Raw genomic sequence first — 12,630 nt, 5'->3', positions numbered from 1 at the left:
AAGACTTCTTACCTTACTAGACGTCTGAAATCTGAAAACAGCACTAGTTAAGTCAAAAAAGCTGGCACGGTCAAATTTATGACGCACCGGTAGGATTAACTGCGACTGTTCAGCCGAACAGATGGTAAACCTTTGACGCGTTTTTCGCTTGGTTGATCTGCGACATCTCTTCGAAAATCGCCTGGCGCTCGCCAGTCGTCACCTCAAGTAGTTGCTGGTATACCGCCAGCAAGCTTTCAAGCTTCTCCCGCAACGCATCCTCATCTACCGGTGCTTCGCTGAGTACTTCGTCGATCACGTGACGGCAGCCCAGGTCCAGTTCGCCGATGGCGTCCCAGTTGCGGTCCGCCAGCGCGCCCATCAGCGCCTCGCGGGTTTCATCAATGCGTTGCAGTGCTTGGCTCATGATGTGTTCCTCAAGGCCCTCAGGCCTTTCTCTGCTGCGCCTTACTCGGTTACAGCCTGTGGCGCCGCGATAGCGTCCCAGCCTTCTTTTACGGTGATCAGCAAACGCGCCACTTCGTCGATCATTTCGGCGTCGTTATGCACGTTCGCTTCCATCAGTCGGTTGGTCATATATGCATACAAACTTTCCAACTGCTGGACGTAAGCCGGGTTATCACTCTTTGCTGCATCCAAGCCGTCACGCAGGCCGATCACGATATCAATCGCCTTGCCGAGCATCAGGCCCTTGGCCGCGATGTCGCCACGCGCCAGCGCACCCTTGGCTTGGGCCATGCGATCAAGGCCGCCTTCCATCAGCATCTGCACCAAGCGATGTGGGCTGGCTTCGGAGATCTGAGCATGGGAATTGACCTTCTGGTATTGGCGAAGGGCTCTCATGGGATTCATGTTTCTACCTCGTGACAGGCGACAGCGAAAAGGATTTCAGTAACCAATATGTCGACTGGCTCGCAAAAAGCTTTAGCGCGAGTCGTCTCCAGATGAAAAAAAAGGCCAGACAACCGTCTGGCCTTTTTTCGTGGCCGCAATCAAGTATTGGTTTTAGGGTTGTTCAAGGCATTGAGCGTGGTCATGACACTGGTGCTTTGCTGACGCAATTGAGCGACCAGGGTGTCCATGGCGTTGTATTTGTCGGAGAGGCTCTTGGTCAGCAGGTCCATGCGTTCGTTCAAGGTATCCTGCTGTTTAGACAGGTCTTTCAGACTGTCGGACAGTGAGGTTGAACGCGTGGCTAGAACGCCCGTGGACGCCTTGGCAAAGTCGTCCGTGGCGCTTTTCATGCGCGCCAGCATGCCGTTTTTACCGGTGAACATACTATTGATGTCAGCCGCATTGGTTTTAGCCGCCGCATCCCACTTTTTGTCATCCATTGTCAGCAGCCCAGTCGTGGAACTGGTGCTCACGCCAAACTGAGCCAACGACTTGAAGGTGCCGGTTCCGGAAATGGTATTGAACTCATTCCGGATTGAAGCCTGCAGCGACCGCATGGTCGAATCGCCCGTGAGCGCTGCCGCAGTGGTGCTACCGTCCAGGTTCTTGGTGATCTTGGTTTCAGCGTTCATGGCCGTGATCAAGGCGTTGTAACTATCGATGAAGCCTTTGACCCCGGACTTCAAGGCGGTGTTATTGGTACTTACAGTGATGAGGGTCGCAGTTCGCTCAGCTGTATCGCTCGTATCGCCAACCGTTTTGGTCGCTGAAACCGACAGCAACTTGATATTCACGCCACTGAGTGCGCCTTCGATATTGTTGGTCTTGGAAACGGACGCAACGCCATCGATGCTGTACTGCGCGTCCTTAGGATGATCGACCACTGTCGAGCCTACGTCCAGCCCGGAATTACCCGACAGCGTCAGGTCCGAGCCCGTGCCCATGGTGGTGGAGGTCAGGATCAACCGCGAACCATTGGAGTCGGTCTGGATGTTGGCACTCAAACCAGAGGTGCCGAACTGGGTATTGATCGAATCGCGCACTTGCTGCAAGGTCGCGCCGGCCGGAATATTGACGTCGTAGTTCTTGCCCGACTGACTGATTGTCAAGGTCGTCGGCTTGTCCGTGGCGTTTACCACAGTAGACGTGCCGCCGGCGAAGTTCTTAGTCGACAGCTTGGACGCTTGGGCCAATTGGCTGACAATCAAGCGGAAGCTACCGTTCGACGCGGTGTTACTGGCCGTCATGGTGGCGACCTTTTCATCCGAGGATGAGCCGGTCAAGCCCGTGAAGCTGGAGCTGGCAGTCATATTGTCCAGGGCGCCGCGAAAAGCATCCAGTGCCGCCTGAATCTTACCTATCGAAGACAGCGTGGTGGTCGCCTTCTGGGACGCGGTATTGATCTGCGTCTGCTTGGGCACCTTCTCGGCGTCCACCAAGGACTTCACGATCGCTTGCGTATCGATATTCGAACCGATACCACTTACCGTTGAACCCGCCATCTTCGTTTCTCCTGTTCGGTGGCTGCCGTTATCTTGACTGACGAAGCCTCAAGACATGACAGCAACAATTTTCATGCCAGCTCAGACCTTGTCGTCAAACAACAGGTGGCTTGCGCTGGAAAGGTTCTGTGCCAGCTTCAGTGCCGTTTCCGACGGAATCTGGCGAATCACTTCACCGCTGTCGGTGGCGATAACCTTGACCACCACGCGATGGGTGGAGTCATCAATGGAAAAGTCCAGCTTACGCTCGGACGCTTGTACAAATTCGCGAATATCGGTGACTGCTTTTTCCAGGTCCGCACGCTCAGGCTCTTTGCCTGTAGCCGGGGTTTCCTGGACTTTAGTGACGCTCTTATCGGCGGACACCTGCACAGGTGCGCCTTGAGGGGCAACCGGCGGATAAGACTGGTTCAGCTTTACACTCATGTCCATGTCCAATCTCCTCTAAACCGAAAAAACGGAAGGGCACTCAGCGCGCCCTTCCGTTAGTGACCAAGCGCTGGAGTTACTGAAGCAGCTTCAGTACAGCGGATGGCAGCTGGTTAGCCTGCGACAGGATCGCGGTGGAAGCCGATTGCAGGGTTTGTTGCTTGGTCAGCTCGGCGGTTTCGGAAGCGAAGTCGACGTCCTGAACGGTGGAACGTGCAGCGGTGGAGTTCTTCTGAATGTTCTGCAGGTTGTCTGCAGTGGTAGTCAGACGGTTCTGGGTAGCACCCAGGCCCGAACGAACGCCGTCGATGGTGCCGATGGCTTTGTCGAGTACAGCAATGGCGTTTTGCGCGTTGTTGGCGTCAGTTACGTCGGTTTGGGCAACAGACGTCTTCTTGGAAGAGATCTGAGCTGCGCCAAACAGGTCGGTTACCGAAGTACCGGTAGCGCCGTTGGCCAAGGAGTAGCCTTTAGCCGAATCCAGCGAGATCTGGCCAGTTGCAACAATCACGCCTGCAGCAGCAGCGGCAAGAGGAGTAGCAGCAGCAGCGTATGCGCCGGAACCGTCTTTGACCTTGATACCAACGGCGTCAGCGCCAACAGCGTCGCTGGTGAAGCTCAGGTTTTCGCCGGAGTCGGATTTGACTTGCAGAGTGCCTTTAGCTTCGTCGTAGTTAACGCTGATGCCCAGTTTGGCAGCGTTAGACTTCAACTGGTCAGCCAGGTCAGCAGTGCTGGTTACACCAACGAACTTAACGGTGGCGGAACCGACGCCGATGCTGAAGTTAGCCGGAACACCGGTAGCACCCTTGGTCTTGGTCTCGTCTACCGAGAATTCAACTTCGGTGCTGGCAGTAGCGCTCAGGCCACCGACGGCGCCATTCAGGCTTGCAGCGATGGTCTTGGCCGAGTCGCCGGCGTTAACTGCAACTGTCGAAGACTGACCGTTACCGGTGATGGCGATGGAGCCAGCAGCCAGGCCAGTAGCGCTAGGGGTAACCGCTACGCTCTTGATTTGCTGCGAACCAATATTGTTGGCTGCAACGTTTTCCAGGCTCAGGTTGATGGTTTCGTTAGCGTTGGCGCCAACCTGGATTGCTTTGGTACCGTACGAACCGTCCAGCAGCTTCTGGCCACCGAAAGTAGTGGTTTGCGAGATACGGGTCAGTTCCGAAGTCAGAGCCTGGTATTCGTCGTTGTTCGACTTACGGTCGTCAGGGCTGAGCGAGCCAGTAGCGGAAGACAGAGCCAGGGTACGCATTTTTTGCAGGATGTCGGTCGAAGCCTGCATCGCGCCTTCAGCGGTCTGAGCGATCGAGATACCGTCGTTCACGTTTTTGACTGCTTGGCCCAGGCCGTTGATTTGGCTGGTCAGGCGGTTAGCGATCTGCAGGCCGGCAGCGTCGTCTTTAGCGCTGTTGATACGCAGGCCGGAAGACAGGCGCTGCATAGAAGTGGCCAGGGCGCCGCCAGCTTTGTTCAGGTTGCTCTGAGTAGTGATCGAAGCAATGTTGGTGTTTACTGTTAAAGCCATGACGAAATCCTCGTTGGATGGATACTGCGGCTTCCGGCCCTGGCAACCGCCGGGTGTGGCCTGAGAACCTACGTAATAGTTATCGTCGTGGTAGCCGGTTGCTTGAGGATTTTTTTGAAAATATTTACTGGCGTCGTGCCACCCCTTGTAATTCAAGGGTTTACGCAGGCTCGAAACCCCGATTTCATTGGGTTTTCTGGCGCCAAATAAAAAACGCCGATGATCTTTCGATCATCGGCGTTTTTTTATTGAAGCGATTAAAGCATCAAGGGCGATAAAGAATCGCCGAACCCCACGACAGGCCCACACCAAAACCACTGATGGCCACGCGCTTCCAGGTGGCGTCCATCACGTGTTTTTCCAGCAGCAACGGAATGCTCGATGAAACGGTGTTGCCGGTCTCGACCATGTCCTTGATGAACTTGTCCACCGGAGCGTCTTCAAACCGACGCGCCACGGCGTCGACAATGGCCGCACTACCCTGGTGAATGCAGAAGGCATCAATCTCGTCAGCCTTGAGGTCCGACTCGTTGAGCAGCTCGTGCAAATGCGCCGGTACTTTAAGCAGCGCGAAGTTGAACACCTGGCGGCCATTCATAAAGAACACGCCGTCGCTGACCTTAAGGTGCGGTGCGCCGGAACCGTCGGTGCCGAACTTGGACTTGCCGAGCAACCACGGCGCGTCTTCGCCCATCCAGGTGGCGGTGGCAGCATCGCCGAACAGCATGGTGGTGTTGCGGTCTTCCGGGTCGACGATCTTCGAGTACGGGTCGGCGGTGATCAACAGGCCGTTTTTCAAGCCCGTGGCCTCCATGAAGCCTTTCATCGCATAGATGCCATACACGTAGCCCGAGCAGCCCAGGGAAATATCGAACGCGGCGACGTGAGTCGGCAGGCCGAGTTTGTCCTGGACGATGGCGGCGGTGTGGGGCAAGCCCTCTTCATCACCGTTCTGGGTCACGACGATCAGTGCGTCGATGGACTCGCGCTTCAAATCCGGGTTGTTGGCAAACAAAGCGTTGACCGCTTCGACACACAGGTCAGACGTTTCCTGCGCGGCATCCTTGCGCGGCAAAAACGCCGAACCGATCTTGCCAATGATGAACTCTTCATCCTTGGCGAATTTGGCACCCTGAGCGTAGTTATCGATCCCGTCTGCCGGCACGTAACTGGCGATGCTTTTTATGCCAATCATTGTGGCTTCCCAATACTAAATAGCTGGAGAACACCCCAGGGCCTGGGCCCGGAGTGCTGACAATAAAGGGGATAACCCCATAAAAATCTCGCTGAAAGCCGCCTCGCAAGGACCCTGTGACGACTTATCCTTTTCACACGATACAGTGAAGATGCGCTTTATGACTCACAGGTCACTCAATTTTGTGTGCTTTGTGCAAAACCTTCAAACAATTAAACCCCATAAACGACAATGGCCCGCCCTGTTTCCAGAGCGGGCCGCTTGACGTAATGCCGCTTACATCTTGTTGAACAGGCTCAACTGCGAGATTTTCACGAAGGCCAATTGCGAGGCTTCCAGCATGGTTTGCTGAAGTGTCAGGTTGATCGCGGCCTCGCCCATGTCGATGTTCGCCAGCGCGCTCATTGTGGTTTTATTGGCTAGGCCGACGCTTTCGTTTTCGCTGGACTGCACCGTTAGGGCGTTCTGCCGCGCGCCAATGGAGCCGCGCACATTGTCCACCTGATCGGAAGAACTGGTCAGGTTACTTACAGCGGAGTTCAGGGCATCCTGCAGCTTAATGCGTGCCCCCGGGATACCATCAGCCGGTTGCTCCAGAGCCTTGCGCAACTGACTCAAGGTGTCGAGGGCACTCTGGGTTTTCTGGGTGCTTGCGCCGACCGAAAACTGATCACCGACATTGGGCGTACCGCTCAGGCCAAAGGTAACACCCGCTGCCGTGATCGAATTCGGCGTGGTGGTGGTGTCGATGACGCCCGAATCAATCGCCTTGCTGTTGGCGCTGTACGGCTGCGTAAACACCTGGAAAGCCGTCGGGTCGGTGTCGCTGAACTTGATCACCACGCCGCTGTTGGCCGGAAAGGTGCTGGCATATTTGGCAGGGCTGCTGACGGTGGCATTTGTCAGTTGCGTCGCTGAGGTATTACTCGCGGTGCGCGACACGTTGAACACGTCCGGCTTGGCGGAAAGGCTGAACTCGCGGCCTTTGACCATCGCATCAGCGTCAGGCCCAGTAGCCTTGTCGGTGAGATCAACGGTGATATCAAATTTGACCCCACGCAGGTTGACGCTGGCGCTGCCCTCCTTGGTAGAGTCGAATGTCCCATTACCTGGGAGCTGCGAGGTAATGTCGTTGTTGTTTTTGTCCGTTACCACGTACTGGGTGCTGCTGGTAAAGGTCAGCTTGTACGGCTGGCCGTCGGCGAAGGACTTGTTGTAGTCGACACCCGATGTCACCAAACCGGCCGAGATGGCGACTTTGTTGTCATCCACTTGCGACGGTGTTGTCGCAGGTGGCACAGGAGCAGGCGTGGTGTATTTGGTCTGGGTGCGGCTGTTGTTGGCCGCCCCTTCCAGAATGGTCTTGCCGGTGTCGCCTGCGCGAACGGTCAACGTCTCGGAAACCTGCAGACTGAGCTCATTCTCGTCACCCTGATAGTTGTAGGTGCCGTCAATGTTACGTGAGTACGGTGGCGTCTCGGTCTTGGAACCGGAGAACAGGTAGTTGCCCGCCGCATCCTTGCTGTTGAGCAAGCCCAGCAGTTGGTCCTCAAGGGCACCCACCTCGACCGAGATGGATTTGCGGTCGGCATCACTGGTGACGCCACCGGCCTTCAACGCCAACTGGCTGGCGGCCTGGATCGTCGCACTGATCGCCGTCAGCACACTTTCTTCGTTAGTCAGCGAACTCTGGATGTTGGAAATATTGCCGCTGAACTGCGCCAGCATATCTTTCTGCTGCTGCAACATCAGCAAACGCTGCGCGGCCACCGGATCATCTCCAGCGGTCTGTACACGCACGCCGGAACTCGCCTGCTCTTGAGCCTGTACTACGCCGGAATAGTTGTTCTGGTACTTGGCGGCACTGGTGTCGAAATACTGCTGTGTAGAAATGCGCATCGTCCCAGACTCCCTTAAAGACTATTAATCAGCGTGCTGAAGGTTTCTTGCGCAGCCTTGATGATCTGCGACGACGCTGTGTAGTACTGCTGGAACTTGATCATGTCGCCCGCCTCTTCGTCCAGGTTGACCTGGGACACGGAGTTGCGCGCATTTTTGTTAGCCGTCAGCAACGCATTGGTGGCCGTGGTGTCAGTGGTGGCCGCAGCGGCCTTGGCGCCAACGGTGGACACCAACTTGCTGTTGGCCCCGACCAGGCTGGTGCCGCCGGTACCATCTGTCGCCACGCCCACGGTGGCCTTGGTTTGCAGATTCAGCAGTTGCTGGGCATTGCGGTTGTCGGATACGCCCGTGGCGTTAAACGAAAAGGTGGTGCTGTCCCCATCGGTCGGCGAGCCCGCAACCGTGGTGTCAAAGCCAAAACTCTTGGCCGGCACCACCAGGGCACCGCTGGCATCACGCATCGGCACGTTGACGGTGATTTTATTGGCCTGCCCCGGAATGATGGTCCCCGAGCCGATAGGATCGCCCTTGGCGTCGTTAAGGGTATAGCTCTGAGTGCCATCAGCCGCCGGCTTGCCGAACACCATCTTCACCGGCATCGAATTTTCAATGCCAACGCGAAGCTGCGCGGTAGTGGCGCCACCCTGGATATCCAAGGGCAGGGTCAGGGTCGGCGGTGTGAAGCTACCGGTACCCTGGTTGGTTTTGCTGGCCTCCCCTTTCAGCGGCGCGGCAAACGCAATCTTGCTCGGGTCGTTGAGGACAGTACCGATATCCTGGGCGCCACTGGCGGTCGGGCTGACTTTAAAGCTGTCACCCGCCTGCATCGGTCCGTTCGTGAGTTCCAGGGTAAAACCATCGATCACCGAGGGCGGTGTAGCCGAGATATCAAACGCGCCCATGGCTTTGCCATCAGAGCGCTCGACGGTGACTTTGTTGAGATCGGCAGGGTCGCTGAAGGTGACCTTGTAATCGAAGTTGGTCAGCTTGCTGGTGTCCTTGATCGTAACACCCAGGCTACCAACGCCCTGATTGCCTTGAGCGGAAAGGCTACGCAGCGCGACAGACGCAGCGCTGTTGATGTCCTTGAACATCGACGAGCCGAATTCGCCGTTCAAGTCGATGCCCTGGCCCAGCTGGCTGTTGATCGTATCGGCAGTGACGATAGCAATGCGACCCAGGTCATTGATGGCCGGCATCAACACATCGCTGCGATAGCGCAGCAAGCCGCCGATGCTGCCACCACTGATCACATTGCCCAGGTCCATCGCCGTCCCGCCAGACGCATTCATCTGAATCGTGTACTGGCTGGTGTCGCTCTTGCTCGGTACGGCGGAAAGGGTGTTGGACCGATCGCCCAGCACCAGGGACTGGCCGGTACCGGTGCTGACGCTGAACACACCGTTCTTCTCGCTGGCGTTCACGCCGATCAACTCATTGAGCGAACGTACGGCTTCGGCGCGCGCGTCCAGCAGGTTGGCCGGGGTGGTGTTCGAAGACCCCTGCACCTGGGTGATCTGCTTGTTGAGCGAAGCAATCGACGAGGTCAGCTGGTTGACCTGATCAGTCAAGGAGGTCAGCTGGCTGTTAATGGTTTCTTTCTGCTGGCTCAACTGGCTGGAGATCGAGTTGAAGCGGTTGCTCAATGTCTGGGCGCTGGTCAGCAGTATCTGGCGAGCCGAGGTATCGCTCGGATTGGCCGAGGCGGTCTGAACAGCGGCAAAGAACGAGCTGAGTACGGACGACATGCCCGTCGTCTTGTCCGACAACGTCTTGTCCACGGCGCTCACTTGGTCCAGGTAAGCCTTGGCATCGCTATTGAGCGAGGTGCTGTTCTGGTACGCCGTGTCCAGGTATTCGTTGTACACCCGGCGCACGTCGGCCAGGGTGGTGCCGCTGCCGATGAACACGCCGCCATACTGGTTCGACGCATTGGCGCTCTGGGTGGTCTGCTGACGCGAATAGCCTGCGGTATTGGCGTTGGCGATGTTGTTACTCAAGACCGACAACGATCCTTGAGCGGCGTTAAGCCCCGACATCCCGATATTGAGCAAACTCATGGTTCAGACCTTATAAATGAGTGGTTGCGCCAGCGGCAGCGTAGTTCTGGTAACTGTTCATCGTTTTAGCGATCTGCGAAATCTTGCTGGCGTAGGCCGGGTCGGTTGCGTACCCGGCTTTTTGCAACTCGCGTACAAACTGTTCCGGGTTGTCGGCCGACTTCACAACTTCTTTATAGCGATCATTGCTTTGCAGCAAGGTCACCAGGTCGTGGAAGCTGTCTTGGTACGAGTTGTAGGAACGGAACTGCGCCGTCTCCTTGACCATCGCCCCGTCGCGGAACTCGCTGGTGATTGCACGTGCCTGGCCGCCCTGCCAACTCTGGCCGGCCTTGATGCCGAACAGGTTATGGCTGCTGCTGCCGTCTTCGGCGCGCATCACCGATTTACCCCAACCGGTTTCCAGTGCGGCCTGGGCCACCAAGTACTTCGGATCGATACCAATGCGCGCGGCAGCCGCCTTGGCCATCGGCAACATGGTGGCGACAAATTCATCCTGCGAACTGAAGGCTTTTTTCGCCGGCGCCAGCGGTGGCTGGGCCACGGCGCGACCGTAGACCTGCATGCGCCCGCTCGGCACGGCAAAGGTGCGCGCGGTGCTGTTGACCACGTTGTCGTCGGCAGCACTGTTACGCAGCGGTGCGCTTTTGGCATCGATCGCGACCGGAGCATTCGGCACGATGCCGGCGAGCAAGCGATCGGTCAGTTTGCTTGGCAAGGCGATACGGCGCTGGTTCATCAGCTCCATGTCGTTGCTGTGGGACGCTGCGGCGCCAGCCTGGGGCTCAGCCACGCGATACGCCCACAACGGGCGCTGGCCATTGGAGCGGCCCAACGGACCCTCTGCCTGGGTGCCTGCGGCAATTTCCGTCGGCACCGCGACTTTTTTCGCCGACTCGGCCGCCGCCGGGCCTTGCAGCGTGGCGGCCTGGGCCTCCACCGGTTTGTTCTTCTGCATCTGGCGCATCAGCACGTCGGCCAGGCCGATACCACCGCCTTCACGGGACATCGAGACGGCCAACTGCTGGTCGTACATTTCCTGGTACTGCTTGGCCGCCGGCGTGTTCAGCGGGTTGTCTTTACCCAACGCCTCGGTAGCCGAACGCATGGACTTGAGCATCTCGCTCAAAAACAGCGATTCGAACTCCTGCGCCACCTTGCGCATGTTGCCTTCGCTGTTCTTGTCGTCGCCGACCTTGAGCTGGTTAAGCCGGTTCAAGTCGGAGTAAGACCCCGAGTCCGCCGTGCTGCTTATACCGCTCTTTCGCATATCCATGGCCATGGCCTCAGATCACGATCAGGTCGGCTTGCAAGGCGCCGGCCTGTTTCAATGCTTCAAGGATCGCCATCAAGTCACCGGGCGCCGCGCCCACCTGGTTCACCGCACGGACAATCTCATCCAGGGTGGTGCCGGGGCCGAACTTGAACATCGGCTTGGCTTCTTGCTGGGCGTTGACGCGCGAGCGTGGCACCACCGCCGTCTGGCCGTTGGACAAAGGCCCAGGCTGGCTGACGATAGGGTCTTCGGTGATGGTCACGGTCAGGCTGCCGTGGGTCACCGCAGCGGGCGACACCTTGACGTTCTGGCCGATCACGATGGTACCGGTCCGCGAGTTGATGATGACTTTGGCCACCGCCTGCCCTGGGTCCACTTCAAGGTTTTCCAGGATCGACAGGTAATCCACGCGTTGGCTTGGGTCCAGCGGCGCGGTGACGCGGATCGAGCCGCCGTCGATGGCCTGGGCGACGCCAGGGCCGAGCATGTCGTTGATCTTGTCGACCACGCGCTTGGCGGTGGTGAAGTCGGAGCGGTTGAGGTTCAGGGTCAGGCTGTTGCCCTGGTTGAAACCGCTCGGCACGGTGCGTTCAACCGTGGCGCCGCCCGGAATACGACCGGCCGACGGCACGTTGACGGTGATCTTCGAACCGTCACGGCCTTCGGCATCGAACCCGCCCACCACCAGGTTGCCCTGGGCGATGGCGTAGACGTTGCCATCGATACCTTTCAAAGGCGTCATCAGCAAGGTGCCGCCGCGCAGGCTTTTCGAGTTACCGATGGACGACACCGTAATGTCCACCACCTGGCCCGGCTTGGAGAACGCCGGCAAGTCAGCACTGATGGACACGGCCGCGACGTTTTTCAACTGCACGTTGCCCGAGCCCGCCGGTACCTTGATGCCGAACTGCGAGAGCATGTTGTTGAAGGTCTGCAGGGTGAACGGCGTCTGGGTGGTCTGGTCACCCGTACCGCTGAGCCCCACCACCAGGCCGTAGCCGATCAACTGGTTGGAACGCACGCCGGAAATGCTGGCGATGTCTTTCAGGCGCTCGGCCTGGGCGACAGCGCTCAAGGAAAGCAGGAGTGCGGCCGCCAACAGCTGTTTGAAGTTCAAAGTGGCCACCTAGAAAGGGAACAGCGGGCTAAGGAAGAAACGGTCGAACCAGCCCGGCTGACTCGCATCAGCAAACGAACCTGTACCCGAGTAGGTAATGCGCGCATCGGCAATCCGCGTCGACGGCACGGTATTGTCGGTGGAGATGTCATCGGCGCGGACCATACCGGCAATGCGCACCAATTCGTCGCCGGTGTTAAGCGTCATCCACTTCTCACCGCGTACGGCAATGATGCCGTTGGGTAATACATCGGCGACAGTCACGGTGATCGAACCGGTCAAGCTGTTGCCCTGCCCTGCGGAACTCTTGCCGTTGGTGGCGCGGTCACCGCTGTAGCCGGCGCTCAAGCTCAAGTCGCCATCGCCCAGGGGGTTGTTGGTGTTCGGCACGGCACCAAACAACGAGGTCAGGCCGATCCCCGTCTTGCTGGTCTTGCCCACCTGCGAGTTGGCGTTCTTGCTGGCCTGGGTCTTCTCGTTCAAGGTGATGGTGATGATGTCACCGACCCGGAACGCCTTGCGGTCGCTGTACAGGTTCTGTTCGAAACCGGCCTGGTAGATCGAGCCATTGTTGGCAGCCGCCGGCAACGGCGTGCGTGGCAACACCGGCGCGTAGTACGGGTCATTGGGCTTTGGCGTCGGGGCGACACAGCCCGCGAGCACGGCAATCCCACTCAATGCCAAAACAGAAACATAGCGATTCATGACCCTTACCTCACGG

The 12,630-nt window shown here is 57.9% G+C and carries 11 protein-coding genes; all 11 read right to left on the bottom strand.

Features of this window, described 5'->3' with window-relative positions; genetic code table 11:
- Nucleotides 1-109 precede the first annotated feature (109 nt).
- The 11 genes from BM403_RS16010 to flgH all read right to left on the bottom strand — a co-directional run bounded on the left by BM403_RS16010 (nucleotide 110) and on the right by flgH (nucleotide 12,614).
- On the bottom strand, nucleotides 110-406 hold the full coding sequence (locus BM403_RS16010) for a flagellar protein FliT (RefSeq protein WP_015885198.1): 297 nt from the start codon (nucleotides 404-406) through the stop codon (nucleotides 110-112).
- Nucleotides 407-447: 41 nt separating this feature from the next.
- Complete coding sequence (fliS, locus tag BM403_RS16005; RefSeq protein WP_015885199.1) at nucleotides 448-852, bottom strand: flagellar export chaperone FliS; 405 nt, start codon at nucleotides 850-852, stop codon at nucleotides 448-450.
- 140 nt (nucleotides 853-992) lie between these two features.
- Nucleotides 993-2,396, bottom strand: coding sequence for a flagellar filament capping protein FliD (gene fliD, locus BM403_RS16000; RefSeq protein WP_015885200.1), 1,404 nt, complete (start codon nucleotides 2,394-2,396; stop codon nucleotides 993-995).
- A gap of 81 nt (nucleotides 2,397-2,477) precedes the next feature.
- Nucleotides 2,478-2,828: a flagellar protein FlaG gene (locus tag BM403_RS15995; protein ID WP_015885201.1), complete on the bottom strand. Its 351-nt coding sequence runs from the start codon at nucleotides 2,826-2,828 to the stop codon at nucleotides 2,478-2,480.
- A gap of 73 nt (nucleotides 2,829-2,901) precedes the next feature.
- Nucleotides 2,902-4,359 (bottom strand): flagellin N-terminal helical domain-containing protein, encoded by a 1,458-nt coding sequence (locus BM403_RS15990; RefSeq protein WP_015885202.1) that lies wholly within the window; start codon nucleotides 4,357-4,359, stop codon nucleotides 2,902-2,904.
- A 265-nt stretch (nucleotides 4,360-4,624) separates the two neighbouring features.
- Nucleotides 4,625-5,554 (bottom strand): ketoacyl-ACP synthase III, encoded by a 930-nt coding sequence (locus tag BM403_RS15985; protein ID WP_015885203.1) that lies wholly within the window; start codon nucleotides 5,552-5,554, stop codon nucleotides 4,625-4,627.
- A 276-nt stretch (nucleotides 5,555-5,830) separates the two neighbouring features.
- On the bottom strand, nucleotides 5,831-7,453 hold the full coding sequence (locus BM403_RS15980; RefSeq protein WP_015885204.1) for a flagellar hook-associated protein 3: 1,623 nt from the start codon (nucleotides 7,451-7,453) through the stop codon (nucleotides 5,831-5,833).
- A gap of 14 nt (nucleotides 7,454-7,467) precedes the next feature.
- Entirely contained in the window at nucleotides 7,468-9,516 is a 2,049-nt protein-coding gene (gene flgK, locus BM403_RS15975) for a flagellar hook-associated protein FlgK (RefSeq protein ID WP_046036028.1), read from the bottom strand.
- Nucleotides 9,517-9,526: 10 nt separating this feature from the next.
- Complete coding sequence (flgJ, locus tag BM403_RS15970; RefSeq protein WP_043205712.1) at nucleotides 9,527-10,798, bottom strand: flagellar assembly peptidoglycan hydrolase FlgJ; 1,272 nt, start codon at nucleotides 10,796-10,798, stop codon at nucleotides 9,527-9,529.
- Between the two features lie 4 nt (nucleotides 10,799-10,802).
- On the bottom strand, nucleotides 10,803-11,909 hold the full coding sequence (locus BM403_RS15965; protein WP_015885207.1) for a flagellar basal body P-ring protein FlgI: 1,107 nt from the start codon (nucleotides 11,907-11,909) through the stop codon (nucleotides 10,803-10,805).
- A gap of 9 nt (nucleotides 11,910-11,918) precedes the next feature.
- Complete coding sequence (gene flgH / locus BM403_RS15960; protein ID WP_015885208.1) at nucleotides 11,919-12,614, bottom strand: flagellar basal body L-ring protein FlgH; 696 nt, start codon at nucleotides 12,612-12,614, stop codon at nucleotides 11,919-11,921.
- Between the last annotated feature and the right edge of the window lie 16 nt (nucleotides 12,615-12,630).

Source organism: Pseudomonas sp. OV546 (assembly GCF_900116845.1).
In the GTDB taxonomy this organism is placed as follows: Bacteria; Pseudomonadota; Gammaproteobacteria; order Pseudomonadales; family Pseudomonadaceae; genus Aquipseudomonas; species Aquipseudomonas petroselini.
The sequence above is the reverse complement of the archived record's forward strand: the minus strand, read 5'-3'. Positions and strand labels throughout refer to the sequence as shown.